The sequence below is a fragment of the Chlorogloeopsis sp. ULAP02 genome, from assembly GCF_038404745.2.
GTDB lineage: Bacteria > Cyanobacteriota > Cyanobacteriia > Cyanobacteriales > Nostocaceae > Chlorogloeopsis.
Genome location: NZ_JAYKTT020000088.1, coordinates 86,385 through 100,869, shown reverse-complemented (window position 1 = coordinate 100,869; position 14,485 = coordinate 86,385). Strand labels below are relative to the sequence as shown.

12 protein-coding genes are annotated in these 14,485 nt (G+C 43.5%); 5 read left to right on the top strand and 7 right to left on the bottom strand.

What is annotated here, in order from left to right:
- The first annotated feature begins 70 nt into the window (after nt 1–70).
- The 4 genes from acs to U2718_RS32360 all read left to right on the top strand — a co-directional run bounded on the left by acs (nt 71) and on the right by U2718_RS32360 (nt 6,331).
- Nucleotides 71–2,041: an acetate--CoA ligase gene (gene acs / locus U2718_RS32375; protein WP_341994432.1), complete on the top strand. Its 1,971-nt coding sequence runs from the start codon at nt 71–73 to the stop codon at nt 2,039–2,041.
- A 228-nt stretch (nt 2,042–2,269) separates the two neighbouring features.
- Nucleotides 2,270–3,325 (top strand): uroporphyrinogen decarboxylase, encoded by a 1,056-nt coding sequence (hemE, locus tag U2718_RS32370; protein WP_341994434.1) that lies wholly within the window; start codon nt 2,270–2,272, stop codon nt 3,323–3,325.
- Between the two features lie 338 nt (nt 3,326–3,663).
- On the top strand, nt 3,664–4,620 hold the full coding sequence (locus U2718_RS32365; protein WP_341994436.1) for an NAD(P)-dependent oxidoreductase: 957 nt from the start codon (nt 3,664–3,666) through the stop codon (nt 4,618–4,620).
- A 190-nt stretch (nt 4,621–4,810) separates the two neighbouring features.
- Nucleotides 4,811–6,331, top strand: a complete 1,521-nt coding sequence (locus U2718_RS32360) for an FAD-dependent oxidoreductase (RefSeq protein ID WP_341994438.1) — start codon at nt 4,811–4,813, stop codon at nt 6,329–6,331.
- Between the two features lie 181 nt (nt 6,332–6,512).
- On the opposite strand, the gene U2718_RS32355 is transcribed toward U2718_RS32360, so the two are convergent.
- Both U2718_RS32355 and acsF read right to left on the bottom strand, forming a co-directional pair.
- Nucleotides 6,513–7,205 carry a hypothetical protein gene (locus U2718_RS32355; RefSeq protein WP_341994441.1) on the bottom strand — a complete coding sequence of 231 codons (693 nt, stop codon included), beginning with the start codon at nt 7,203–7,205 and terminating at the stop codon, nt 6,513–6,515.
- A gap of 90 nt (nt 7,206–7,295) precedes the next feature.
- Nucleotides 7,296–8,372: a magnesium-protoporphyrin IX monomethyl ester (oxidative) cyclase gene (acsF, locus tag U2718_RS32350; RefSeq protein WP_341994443.1), complete on the bottom strand. Its 1,077-nt coding sequence runs from the start codon at nt 8,370–8,372 to the stop codon at nt 7,296–7,298.
- A gap of 399 nt (nt 8,373–8,771) precedes the next feature.
- Here acsF and U2718_RS32345 point away from each other — a divergent pair, with 399 nt between their 5' ends.
- Nucleotides 8,772–10,184: a reverse transcriptase family protein gene (locus U2718_RS32345; protein WP_341994445.1), complete on the top strand. Its 1,413-nt coding sequence runs from the start codon at nt 8,772–8,774 to the stop codon at nt 10,182–10,184.
- A gap of 79 nt (nt 10,185–10,263) precedes the next feature.
- On the opposite strand, the gene U2718_RS32340 is transcribed toward U2718_RS32345, so the two are convergent.
- The 5 genes from U2718_RS32340 to nuoH all read right to left on the bottom strand — a co-directional run bounded on the left by U2718_RS32340 (nt 10,264) and on the right by nuoH (nt 14,043).
- Nucleotides 10,264–11,187, bottom strand: coding sequence for an NAD(+) kinase (locus U2718_RS32340; protein ID WP_341994447.1), 924 nt, complete (start codon nt 11,185–11,187; stop codon nt 10,264–10,266).
- Nucleotides 11,188–11,191: 4 nt separating this feature from the next.
- Nucleotides 11,192–11,497: an NADH-quinone oxidoreductase subunit NuoK gene (gene nuoK, locus U2718_RS32335; RefSeq protein ID WP_341994449.1), complete on the bottom strand. Its 306-nt coding sequence runs from the start codon at nt 11,495–11,497 to the stop codon at nt 11,192–11,194.
- A gap of 85 nt (nt 11,498–11,582) precedes the next feature.
- The gene (locus U2718_RS32330; protein ID WP_341994451.1) at nt 11,583–12,188 is read right to left on the bottom strand and encodes an NADH-quinone oxidoreductase subunit J; all 606 of its coding nucleotides are present in this window, start codon (nt 12,186–12,188) and stop codon (nt 11,583–11,585) included.
- Between the two features lie 84 nt (nt 12,189–12,272).
- A complete protein-coding gene (gene ndhI / locus U2718_RS32325) occupies nt 12,273–12,851 on the bottom strand; it encodes an NAD(P)H-quinone oxidoreductase subunit I (RefSeq protein ID WP_289788968.1) in 579 nt (192 codons plus the stop codon).
- 73 nt (nt 12,852–12,924) lie between these two features.
- Nucleotides 12,925–14,043, bottom strand: a complete 1,119-nt coding sequence (gene nuoH / locus U2718_RS32320; RefSeq protein ID WP_341994454.1) for an NADH-quinone oxidoreductase subunit NuoH — start codon at nt 14,041–14,043, stop codon at nt 12,925–12,927.
- Nucleotides 14,044–14,485: the final 442 nt, after the last annotated feature.

Here is a 14,485-nt window from a genome sequence, read left to right as displayed (position 1 = left end):
GTGAATATAAACACTTCTGGTAAATCTGCGTACAAAATAGTTTCCAGTAACAACACCAATTAAAATGATTATGTCTCAACCAACGATAGAATCAATCCTGCAAGAAAAACGCTTATTTTCCCCTTCTCCAGAATTTTCTCAAAACGCTCATATCAAAAGCCTGGAAGACTACCAAAATTTTTACAACCAAGCTAAAGCCAACCCAGAACAATTCTGGGCGGAACTGGCAGAACAGGAGTTGCATTGGTTCCAAAAGTGGGACAAGGTGTTAGACTGGCAACCTCCCTTTGCAAAATGGTTTGTCGGTGGCAAGATTAATATTTCTTACAATTGTCTTGACAGACACCTATCGACATGGGTCAAAAATAAAGCTGCCATTATTTGGGAAGGAGAACCAGGAGACTCTCGTACTCTCACCTATGCCCAACTGCATCGAGAAGTCTGTCAGTTCGCCAATGTACTCAAACAACTAGGAGTGAAAAAGGGCGATCGCGTCGGTATCTATATGCCGATGATTCCGGAAGCTGCTATTGCTATGCTTGCTTGTGCCAGAATAGGCGCTCCTCATAGCGTGGTTTTTGGTGGTTTCAGTGCCGAAGCTTTACGAGATCGACTCATCGATGCCCAAGCAAAATTAGTTATCACTGCTGACGGTGGTTGGCGCAAAGATGCGATCATGCCTCTTAAAGAACAAGTAGACAAAGCTTTAGATGATGGTGCAGTGCCAACTGTACAAAACGTCCTAGTGGTTCAGCGTACGAATCAAAAAACCCATATGGAACCAGGACGCGATCACTGGTGGCATGATCTACAAAAGGGAGTCTCCGCAGATTGCCCGGCTGAACCAATGGACAGCGAAGATATGCTGTTTATTCTCTACACTTCTGGTAGTACTGGCAAACCCAAAGGTGTTGTCCATACAACTGGTGGTTATAACTTATATACTCACATGACCACTAAATGGATTTTTGACCTTCAAGATACAGATGTGTATTGGTGTACAGCTGACGTAGGTTGGATTACAGGACACAGCTATATCGTATATGGCCCCCTTTCCAACGGTGCAACAACGGTAATGTACGAAGGAGCGCCGCGTGCTTCAAATCCCGGTTGTTTTTGGGATGTGATTGAAAAGTATGGTGTGACTATTTTTTATACTGCACCTACTGCTATTCGTGCTTTTATTAAAATGGGCGAACACCATCCCAAAGCCCGAAATCTTTCTTCTTTGCGTTTGCTGGGAACGGTAGGCGAGCCAATTAACCCAGAAGCTTGGATGTGGTATTACAGAGTGATTGGTGGCGAACGTTGTCCAATTGTCGATACTTGGTGGCAAACAGAAACTGGCGGTATCATGATTACTCCGCTACCGGGGGCAGTTCCCACCAAACCTGGTTCCGCAACTCGTCCTTTCCCCGGAATCTTGGCTGATGTGGTGGACTTGGAAGGCAACCCTGTCGGCGATAATGAAGGCGGTTATCTAATAGTTCGCCACCCCTGGCCTGGTATGATGCGAACAATCTACGGCGATCCAGAACGCTTCCGCCGCACCTACTGGGAACACATTCCTCCCAAAGATGGGCAGTATGTCTACTTTGCTGGTGATGGTGCCAGACGAGATGAAGACGGTTATTTCTGGGTAATGGGTCGTGTAGATGATGTAATTAATGTTGCTGGTCACCGCCTTGGTACAATGGAAGTTGAATCAGCCTTAGTTTCCCATCCAGCAGTAGCTGAAGCGGCTGTAGTAGGCAAGCCAGATGACGTAAAAGGGGAAGACATAGTCGCTTTTGTAACTTTAGAAGGCGGTCAAAATCCCACTGAAGAATTGAGCAAAGAACTGAAACAACACGTTGCCAGCGAAATAGGTGCGATCGCTCGCCCCGGTGAAATTCGTTTTACCGATGCTTTACCGAAAACGCGATCAGGTAAGATTATGCGGCGCTTACTGCGGAATTTGGCATCAGGGCAAGAAGTGTCAGGTGATACTTCGACATTAGAAGATAGAAGTGTACTGGATAAGCTGCGAGAAGGAGCATAGCTAAATCTTTTTAAACGCAGAGATTTGTTAAGTCTGTCGTGGTGGTGTGTCTACAATTTAGATGCATAGAAAAAATAGCGATCGCTATTATGAATGCACTATTTTTGTATAGAGACACCACTACACACAAACGCGATCGCATCGTTTCGTCCATCTGCCTGACAAAGGGCAAAGCTGGAATGATAAGCTAAACAATGACATAAAAAAGAGTTTAGGATGAATTATTAAATGGGTATTTCCTCAACAGATCCCCTACTCCTGAGGGCAGCTCGTGGTGAAGTTGTAGATCGTCCGCCTGTATGGATGATGCGGCAAGCAGGACGATATATGAAAGCTTATCGAGATTTAAGGGAGAAATACCCCTCTTTCCGCGAACGCTCAGAAATACCGGAAGTTGCAATTGAAGTTTCCTTGCAGCCGTGGAGAGCTTTTCAACCAGACGGTGTGATTTTATTTTCTGACATCGTTACACCACTGCCTGGTTTAGGCATTGATATGGATATCGCTGAAGGCAAGGGACCGATTATTTATTCTCCCATCCGCACGCAGGAACAAATTGAGAATCTGCGTACCTTTGAACCAGAAGAGTCTTTGCCGTTTATCAAAACTATTTTGCAGGCTTTACGCCAAGAAGTAGGCAACAAATCAACGGTGTTGGGATTTGTAGGTGCGCCGTGGACTTTAGCAGCTTATGCTGTAGAAGGAAAAGGTTCCAAAACCTATTCCGTGATTAAAAATATGGCGTTTTCACAGCCAGCGATACTGCATCAATTGTTAACCAAACTAGCAGATGCGATCGCGATTTACGTCCGCTACCAAATTGACTGTGGCGCTCAAGTTGTACAAATGTTTGATTCTTGGGCAGGGCAGTTGAGTCCTCAAGATTATGAGATTTTTGCTCTACCCTATCAAAAACGGGTATTTGAGCAAGTCAAAGCAACTCATCCCGATACACCCTTAATTTTGCTAGTTAGCGGTAGCGCAGGTTTGCTGGAAAGAATGGCACAATCAGGTGCAGATGTGCTTACTATAGACTGGACAGTCGATATGGCAGATGCACGAGCAAGATTGGGCAAAAACGTGAAAGTGCAAGGAAATCTCGATCCTGGTGTACTCTTCGGTTCCAAAGAATTTATCCGCGATCGCATTCTTGATACGGTTCGCAAAGCTGGTAACAGAGGACACATTCTTAACCTCGGACATGGTGTTCTCCCAGAAACTCCAGAGGAAAATGTCGCTTTCTTCTTTGAAACAGCTAAAGGACTGAATGCCGCAGTTGTTTGATGAGTTAAGTAGAAGGCAAAAGGCAGATGGCAGAAGGAAAGAGGGGGAGACAAGGGGACACGGGGACAAGGGGAGTCATAAATCAACTACTAACCATTAGCTAGCTATTAGCTATTAACCACTGTACGGGCGGGTTTTCAAAGCCATCTCGCCAAGATTAGGAAATATCTATATAAACCCGCACGGCAGTCGCTACAACGGAGCGGAGCCGGAGACGCTCCGCCTCCTCTTAACCTCCAAGGGCGCGCTGCCTCCCCTACTAACCCTCCGGGTTCGCCAGTCACCTGCGGAGGGAAACCCTCCCGCAGTGCTGGCTCACCACTAACCACTAACTATTTATGAACCAAAAACGCATTTTAGTCACTGGTGCTAGTGGCTGTATCGGACACTACATCAGTGAAGCCTTGATTCAAGAAACGAATCACGAGTTATATTTACTGGTTAGAAATCCTCAAAAATTACAAGTTAACACTCAAGCACGTCCCGGTATTACAGTCTTGCAAGGTGATATGCAGGAAATTGGGCAGTTTGCCGACTTGTTGAAAACCATAGATATTGCTGTGCTGACAGCAACTGCATGGGGTGGTGCAGCTACATTTGATATTAACGTCACCAAAACACTAGAGTTATTAAGTTATCTAGATCCGGCTCGGTGCGAACAAGTTATTTATTTTTCTACCGCTAGCGTTTTAGACTACAACAGTCAACCACTCAAAGAAGCAGGGGAAATTGGAACAGATTACATTAGTTCCAAGTATGAGTGTTTGATGCGATTATCAAAATTAGCGATCGCACCTAAAGTGACTGAAGTTTTCCCCACTTTAGTCTTGGGTGGTGACAGCAATAAACCCTATTCACACTCTACTTCAGGCATTCCTGAAATCACAAAATATATAAATATAATTCGCTTTTTACAAGCAGACGGTAGTTTTCACTTTATTCACGGCAGAGATATTGCTACTGTTGTGCGATATTTAATTGACAACCCCCCCAAAGAAAATGAACCACGCAAGTTGGTTTTAGGACAGGCACAATTAACAGTTAATCAAGCTGTGGAAGAAGTTTGTACTTATCTCGGCAAAAGAATTTACTTTCGCATACCCCTATCTTTATCGTTAGCAAATTTAATAATTGCCGTATTTAATATCCGCATGGCAGCTTGGGATAGATTTTGCATGAACTATCGACATTTTACCTATCAAAGTGTTATCAATCCCGCCAGCTTTGGATTACCTAATTACTGTGCCACCATCAGTGATGTTTTGAAAATCAGTGGTATTGAGAGTGTTAAATAGCTTTAAATTTTAGAATTAAGTTAAGACTAAACTCATGCTTCAGGTTCGTGATAGCACTAAATCAAATTAATTTGCTATATATCTTTCGATATAAAAACGTAGAAGCTTGCACTTCAACTCTTGGAAGATGAAGTTTTTATAAGATTTGGAATATAAAAATGGTATTAGCACAGCTGTCTTATAAAATACCATGTCTCAACTCCCTGGAAAAGCAATTTCTTATTGGATTGCTTCAACTCCTCACACATCAAATTTTCCATCTCTCACGAATGATATATCAGTTGATGTTGCAATTGTAGGAGGAGGAATTGCCGGAATTACGGCTGCTATACTCCTCAAACGTGCTGGGAAAACTGTTGCAGTGCTTGATGCCCAGCAAATAGCAACAGGTGTCAGCGGGCATACAACAGCTAAAGTCACTTCACTTCATCAGCTAATTTATGCTCAATTAATTAAGGAAGTTGGTGAAGAAAAGGCGCAGATTTATGCAAATTCTAATCAAACTGCTATCGAAAGAGTTGCAAAGTTTGTAGAAGAAGAAAATATTGACTGCGATTTTAGTCGCACAAGTGCTTATACATTTGCAGAAACAACAGAAACATTAGATGATGTGCGCTCAGAAGTTGAAGCAGCAGTGAAGTTAGGATTACCTGCTTCTTTTGTGACAGAAACTTCTTTGCCATTTGCGATCGCAGGAGCAATAAAATGTGACAATCAAGCTCAATTTCATGCTCGTAAATATTTGCTGCATCTTGCCAAACTTATTGATGGTAATGGCAGTTATGTATTTGAAAACACGCGTGTCCGGAACGTCGAAGAAGGAAATCCTTGTCAGGTTATAACAGCAACTGGAATTGTGAGAGCAAAAGATGTAATTATTGCTACTAATGCGCCTATTTTAGATCAAGGATTATTTTTTGCTAAAAATTATCCCAAGCGTTCCTATATTATTGCTGCCCGTATAGATCCGAATCAGGCTCCAGAAGGAATGTACATAGGTACAGGTAATGATTATCAGTCGATTCGGACAACTCCCGCTCCAGATGGAGGATTGCTGTTATTGATAGGCGGTGGGGGACATAAAGCTGGTACTGTTACTAATACAGAGGAGCGTTACCTCCAGCTAGAAGCTTACGCTCGTTCCCGTTTTGGAGTAGAGCAGTTTGAGTACCGTTGGTCTACGCAGGATATGGTTTCCTTCGATCAACTGCCCTATATTGGTAAGGTAACTCCCTTTAACAATCATTTATATGTAGCAACTGGTTTTAGTCTTTGGGGGATGAGCAAAGGCACATTAGCAGGAATGCTACTTTCTGATTTAATTTTGGGAGTTGATAATCCTTGGCTCAAGCTCTACAACTCTACCCGTGCTACTCCGTTTGTAACTGTCGAATCTCTCAAGAACAATCTAGAAGTAGGATTTCATTGGGTAGGCGATCGCCTCAAAGGACTTGAGCGTTCTTCCTTGGCTGATGTAGCTCCAGGCGAAGGAAAATTACTCACTATTAATGGTCACAAAATTGCTGCCTACCGAGACGAAGAAGGAAAAATTCATGCAGTATCGGCAACTTGTACCCATTTAGGCTGCATTGTCAATTGGAACAATGCTGAGAAAAGCTGGGATTGTCCCTGTCACGGAGGGCGTTATAACTGTGATGGTAAAGTATTACATGGCCCCCCAGTCAAAAACCTCAAACGTTACAAAGCCTAGAATTGGGGATGTGGAAGAGGACACGGAGAAAGAAGATGGGGGACAAGGTGACTTGAAGGGGAAAGATTGTGAGTCACGTCTTCTCCCTTTGTCCCCTTGCACCAGGTGTCCCTTGTCCTCGTTTCTCTGCGCGTCACCGCGTCTCACTTTCTTTGCGTCTAAAGCCTAGCACCTATTCTTTCTACGGCATCCACTCCAAAACTACACCCACCCGACTATCTTTGTCGCCACGAGAGTTTTGTTGCTGAATATCTGTAGATAAACGCAGATGAGAAGTGAGGGCATAACCTAACGATAGTGTTGTGAAACCGGCTTCTTGGCTACTACCGGGAGAAACCCAACTTTGAGTAAGAGAAACATCGGCTGCACCACCACGAGACAGTACTAACAGTAATTTCACACCCACATTTACCCCGTCTGTTGAATAATCGTCAGTTTGTAAATATCGATATCCTACCAGTGGTGCAAAGTTAAGATAGCTACCTAGTGGGCGCAGATAATAGTACAAATCTGTACCGTATGTTTCACGTTTATCGTTGAATGCTCCCTGATATTCACCACTTATTGTTAAGCCACTACGACCGATAAATATATCCTCTACACCAAAATTTATTCCACTTGCATTCCCACTAGAAGGAAAATTAGAATAACCTAGCCTGACTCTGGTGCGAAAACTAGGTTCGTTACGTATATCTTCCAATACATTTGGTACTTGACGCCGCCATCTTTGTAAAACAGGACTATTTTTGATCACTTCTGGACTTAAATCTAAATCTTGAGCTTGGGATTTTGGAGTTTCGCATCGACTAGGGGCAGTCATCAAAAGCAAATTAATACCTAATCCAAAGCATAAAATTGACAACTTGCCTTTCATTCCTGAATGTCCTTATGTCTCGGCGGTTCGTAAAAAAAAGTGGCTCTACTTTCAGCAGAACCACTTAATTTTTAGCAAAACCTGGAGAACTTAGCGTACACTACCTTCGATGGCAGCAGCATTAATAGGTTTCATCAAGTACAACCGCAGCATCTGCCAGCCATTGGAGATGTAATAGGGTAGCTTCTGGAAGAATTGGAAGAATTTCGGAGTATTAGATCTGGCGATCGCTGTCAACTTTTCGTTATTCTTGACACAAATCTCCAACCGCTCATAAAACTCTGGATTTTCTACATCCAGCATTACCGGGAACACCCGCCCAGCAGTTTCATTTGTCTTTTCAATTACGTGTTTGTCGTATTCTCGTGCATCTAACCCGATCGAGGCATAGAAGTCGTAGCGTTGGATGTCATTGAGATACATCGTCGCAAACACTGACAACAAGAAGAATCGACACCACAGCCGCGCCTTCCAGTCATTGAGCATTTGCGGCTGAGATTTCATTACAGCATCGAAGAAATCTCCGTGACGGTTTTCATCCTGACACCAGTTTTCAAACCAACGGAAGATAGGATAAATTCTGTCTTCTGGATGTGCTTCCAGGTGATGGAAAATCGTGATATAGCGCCAATAACCTATCTTCTCCGAAAGGTAAGTAGCGTAGAAAATAAATTTTGGCTCAAAGTAAGTGTAATTTTTGCTCTTGGTTAAAAAGCCCAAATCCAAGGACAAATTAAAATCTGCCATTGCTTTGTTTAAAAAGCCGGCATGACGTGCTTCATCCCGTGACATCAAGCTAAAACACTCTGCCAGTACTGGGCTTTTGTCTTTGAGACGGCGGCTAAGTTCTTTGTACAGCAAAAAGCCAGAAAACTCAGCCGTACACGAACGCTCTAGAAATTCAACAAATAATCGGCGAGTTTCCCCGTCAATATGATCCCAGGATTGTTCAAACTCGGCATCCCGAACAAAGTGATGGCGGTTATAATCAGCACGAAATTCTTCCAGGATAGCTCTTAACTCGTCTTCATTGACGGAGATATCCATCTGCGCCATCGCATCAAAATCAGTAGTGTAAAAACGGGGTGTTAACAGGGTATCTTTTGCTGGGACTTTAATTCCCGGACGCAATTCTTCAAAACCTGGTTTTTTTAGGGAATCTACCATGTCGCAATTGCCATGAATGACTTTTTACTGTTGAATGCCCTAGAAAGCCAAGGTTTTTGCTTTCAAGTGGCGCAACAGACCAGAATAATATATTTGTGTATTAAAAATCAGTCTACCAAGGCGCAGGGTACGAACAGAGAGATAAAACATTAAGAGTTGCAACAAAATTATTAGGGAGGAGGGGGAGACAAGGAGACGCGGGGACAAGGAGACACGGGGAGATGGGGAGACAAGCAACCTATTAACTACTAACCACTAACCAATGACTAATAACAAATGACTAATCTACCCAACTTCAAAACTCGCGAATAAACTAGACAAATCTACTGCCAATGTAAAATTTATCATTCAATTTAGACAATATCCCTACTCGCTCCCTCACTCCCACTCCATAAACTTATGATTGATCAACCCCGTACTCGTGAGGAACTATACGATCGCATCCGCAAAATGGGTAGAGAGGAATTCATCCTCGAAGAGATGATCCGCTACGGTTTTTGGCCTGCTCAAGGTAGCATACCGCAAGATCCAGCGGATGAAATTCGCCGTGCTGGAGAAATTAGACGGGAACTAGAACAGCTGCGGCAGGAAAGTAGTCGCCTCCAGAATGAAAAAGCACTGCGCAAGCAGATGTTGAAACAGCGTTTGGAAGAGTCGCGGCGCAAGCAGCAAGAAACTAAAGAACGCCGAGAGAGAGAACGGTTAGAACGTAGCCAGGCGTGGAAACAGAAAAAACAACAAGAGATTATCTATCTTGGTGAGGGCGTATCTGCTGGATTAAATTACACCCAAGCCAATGAGGAAAAGTTGCGATCGCTAGGTTTACCGCTGTGCAGCACCGCAGAAGAAATTGCGGCAGCAATGGAAATAAGTGTTGGTAAACTAAGATTTTTGGCCTTTAACCGCAAAACTGCTACTATATCCCACTACATCCGTTTTAAAGTACCGAAAAAAACTGGTGGAGAACGGCTAATCTCAGCACCAATGCCTAATTTAAAACAGGCACAGCATTGGATTTTAGAGAATATTCTTCAAAAATTGGAACTTCACGATGCTGCACATGGTTTTCGTACCCAACGTTCCATTGTCACCAATGCCACTCCTCATGTTGGTGCTGATGTAATTCTCAACTTTGATCTCAAGGATTTTTTTCCTGCAATTTCTTACAAGCGCGTCAAAGGACTTTTTCTGTCCTTTGGTTACTCGGAAGCAGTAGCAACGATATTTGGTTTGCTCTGCACTGCCGCCGAAGTTGAAGAATTGGAATTAGATGGCAAGACATATTATGTAGCACTGGGAGAAAGACATCTTCCCCAAGGTTCGCCAGCCAGCCCAGCAATTACCAATCTCCTTTGTCGTCGCTTAGACAGGAAATTAACAAAAATGGCGGAAAGTTTAGGTTTTACTTACACCCGCTACGCCGACGACATTACCTTTTCTGCCTCTGACGACAGCTTGCGACATATCTGCAATCTTCTTAAACGTACGGAGTCAATTGTTACTTACGAAGGTTTTGCCATTAATCAAGACAAAACTCGAATTCTCCGCAAATCCCGTCAGCAAGAAGTTACGGGAGTAGTGGTAAACAATAAACTTAATGTTTCCAAAAAGATATTAAAGCAGTTCCGTGCTACTTTATATCAAATTGAAAAAGATGGTTTAGAAGGCAAACATTGGGGAAATTCTCCCAATTTAATTGCTGCTATTAGCGGTTTTGCTAATTTTGTCGCAATGGTAAATCCTGAAAAAGGTACAGAGTTTCAGCAGCAAGTGCAACGTATTAAAAAGAAATATTCTCGCCACAAAAAGTGAATGCTTTAACTAAAGTCAGGGAATAAATCCCTGACTTCATGATTATCCTATTTTGAGAGTAAGAGATTGCTCCTAGTCATCAATTCGCATGATTAGTGCTGCTGTAGCGAACCCTCGTCCCTGCCCACAATAACTTCTCCCGCAGTGTCTGATAATACGAATTGTTTTCCCGTAAAATAATAAATTTAGCCCGACATTCTGCCATGCGCACGTCAACGCGATGTCCAGGCCAAATTGAAGTAGCTAACACCCCATCCATCCACAATTTTGTACTCAAATCGTAATCCCCCAAAGGCCAAATACTCACAACTGAACCAGGGGGTAAGACAACGGGGCGGTTAGAGAGACTCATTGGACAAATGGGAGTGATGGTGATAGCTTCCATACCATCATGTATAATTGGGCCATTAGCAGAAACCGTGTAGCCAGTAGAACCAGTGGGAGTCGCGACTATTAACCCGTCCCCCACGTATTGATCGACTACCTCACCGTCAATTTCCATTTCTAGAATCGAGGTAATCATGCGATCGGCAGAAGCGGGTTTAACACACATCTCATTCAAGGCAAGATAGCGTTCGCTGACGGATTCTAAATTACTACCATGCCCTTCATAAACCGCAGCTTGCACCATCATCCGCCTTTGGATAGCATAGCGATCCTCCAAAAGTCTATCCCAAACTTTTTCAGTCTCTTGAAACTCGTCCACTGATTCAGTTAAAAACCCCAGGTGTCCTCCCACATTTACTCCTAGAATGGGGATGCCAGCTGGGGCTAGGTGTCTTGCACCTGTTAAAACAGTACCATCACCACCGAGCACCAATGCCAGATCAATCGGTTGCCCTGCCGAAGCCAAAAACACTGGATAAGGGTTATCTTTTGGCCCGCTTGGCCCCATTAAAACCTGGCATTGGCGATTTTCTAGTTGTTTCGCACAAGTTTCTGCCCAGCGTTTGCTTTGAGCGTCTCTTGCTTTGTAAGCAATAATTACCTGCTTAAGGTCCACAGTGTTACCATTTGAGGAGATTAAACTGCTCCATATCGACAGTATCGCGGTTACGATAGATTGCCAGCACGATCGCCAAACCCACCGCCGCTTCCGCTGCCGCTACGGTGATCACAAATACAGTGAAAACTTGACCTTTGATCGCTGTTGAATCCAAGAAGTTGGAAAAAGCCATTAAGTTCAAATTCACAGCATTAAGCAGCAACTCAATTGACATCAACACTCGCACAGCATTGCGGCTGGTAATCAAGCCATAGATGCCAATGCAGAACAAAGCGGCTGCTAGTAATAAAAAGTGCTCAAGCTGCATAATAACTGTATCCCTACTGAAAATACTGCCAAATTTTGAATTCTAAATTATGAAACCCCTTTTATCATTCATAATTCATTATTCATCATGACTCGTTGTCGCTTCCTGCCGATATTAGTTCTCTGGGGCGTTCTGGCAATGTCAAAACAGTTTGCGGCAGTTCGGATGGAGCCGCTTCTGGTAGATATTCGCGACGTGCCAGAATAATTGCGCCCACCATTGCCATTAATAACAGAACGGAAGCAACTTCAAAAGGCAGCAAAAAGTCACTGAAGAAATGCTGCCCAATCACAACAATAGGATCTCCTACAGGGATAGCAGTAGAACGAGACCAAGGCGTTGCCAACACCATTGTACTCAACAGCGCAAATAATCCTAAACTAACCACAGCTGTGAGGGCTTTACGTACCCAAGCAGTGGGAAAGGGAGAAAAATCCTGTCGCTTATTTACCAACATAATGGCAAACAATATTAGTACGTTCACCGCGCCAACATAAATTAACAGTTGTGCAGCTGCTACAAAATCAGCATTCAACAGGAGATACATCCCAGAAATGCTGGCAAAAACACCAGCCAGCAAAAAGGCAGAATGAACGACATTAGAGAACAGCACCACACCTAGTGCTGATCCAATCATCATTACAGCCAATACACCAAACGAAACAACCTGTACTCCTTCGGCTAAATTCACTGTTTTTTTCCTTTGCTATCTGTTAATTGCTACATTGCTAATAGCTAATTGTGTCATTGCCACTCTTCTATTAGCTATTAACTCTTAGCTTTTCTCCACCAGATCTTCTGGACGAGCACCTGGACGAGGGGCATCAGCTGGTAAATCGTGGGGATCCATAATACCTTTAGGCAGGTACACCAACTCGCGCAAAGGTGTCACCATTGGGTCATTTGTAACTTTGTAGGGTAGACGACCCAATGCCACGTTATCGTAATTCAATTCGTGGCGATCATATGTGGAAAGCTCATATTCTTCTGTCATTGACAAACAGTTAGTCGGACAATATTCCACACAGTTGCCGCAGAAGATACAAACGCCAAAGTCAATACTGTAGTGTTTGAGCTTTTTCTTTTTACTGGTTTTATCAAATTCCCAATCTACTACAGGTAGGTTGATCGGACAAACCCTGACACAGACTTCGCAGGCGATGCACTTATCATACTCAAAGTGAATCCTACCGCGAAATCTTTCGCCAGGAATCAGTTTTTCGTAAGGGTATTGCACTGTTACTGGACGCCGCCGCATATGATCAAAGGTCACAGAAAGTCCTTGACCTATATAGCGGCTAGCTTGCACCGCTTCCTTGGCGTAATCACCAACTTGTTTGAAGAACTTTAGCATCGTGTCTCTCTCTTTAACTAGTAATTGCTGATAGCTAATTGCTAATAGTGTTTTAGCAATTAGCTACTAACTATTAACCGCCAAAGGCAACGGGAAAAGCTAATTTTAAGGCTGCGGTTAATAGTAAATTCACCAAGCCAACTGGTAATAAGAACTTCCATCCTAAATCTAGCAATTGGTCGATGCGAACACGGGGTACCGTCCAGCGCAACAAAATTGCCAAAAATACTAGCAGGTAGGCTTTCAGTACGGTCATGGTGATGCCCAACGAGGCGGTGATAATTTGCAAGACTGGATTGGCTTCACTGACTCCAAACCAGTTGGCTAAAACGTCAATGGGAATTGGAAAATCCCAACCGCCTAAGTATAGAACTGATACTAGCAATGCTGAAAGTACTAAGTTGACGTAGGAACTTAGGTAGAACAGAGCGAATTTCATGCCGGAATATTCAGTCTGGTAACCTGCCACCAGTTCCTCTTCTGCTTCTGGTAAGTCAAAGGGTAGTCGTTCGCATTCGGCAAGGGCAGAGATCCAAAAAATGAGAAACCCTACTGGTTGTCGCCAAATGTTCCACCCCAAGATGCCGTAGCCTGATTGCTGATCGACAATATCAACGGTGCTAAGACTATTGGACATCATGGCGATCGCTAGTACCGCCAGCGCCAAAGGAATTTCATAGCTTATAGATTGTGCTGCTGCTCGCAAGCCACCCAACAGGGAGTATTTGTTATTGGATGCGTAGCCTGCCATTAACAAGCCAATTGGCTGAACGCTAGACAATGCAATCCACAAAAATACACCCATGCCAACATTAGTAATTACCAAATTCTGTCCGAACGGCACGATCAAATAAGACAGAAACACTGGCAATACGACAATGATGGGGCCAAGGGTGAACAATAAGGGGTCAGATTTGGCTGGCACGATATCTTCTTTAAAAACCAGTTTCAGACCATCTGCCACAGGAGCCAGCAAACCCAAAGGGCCAATGTATTCAGGACCAATCCGCTGCTGTGCTGCTGCCGAAATCTTCCGTTCTAGCCATACGCAGGTTAGCACTCCCACCGTCGCACCAATAATCATTAGGATCATCGGCAGTGGCATCCAAATCGCTTTGGCTAAGTCACCTGGCAGTCCCAAATCCATGAGGGACTCAATAAAAGTTCCTTGCAGATCAATTCCTGAATTCATGTTTGTTGCTCTTGAAGTCAACTCAAGACTGAAGTTTGCAATCTGAAGTCTGAAGTCTGAAGTCTGAAGTCTGACATTAATAAAATATTTCATCCTTTAGCCTTTATCCTTCATCCTTTAGCTTCATCCTTCATCTTTTGCTTTTCATGGTTGTTTACAACTATCTACAACTTGTTAATAACTGTAAATTTACCCATCAATTATTTCTGCCCATACCAGGCAAAATTTAAGATTTTTTGCAATTCCCCATGCTTAGTATATCGTTGGATGGCTTATGCCCCTATGAGTTTGATGAGAATTTCTACTTATGGTATGAATTGAGATTTGCTAACAGAGGGATTGGGAAGAAGCAGAGGGGCAGGGGAGCACCAGGGGCAAGAACGTGAATCACGATTCTTCTTCCTTGTCTTTGCGTCCTCTTCTTCCCAATCCCCGATACCCA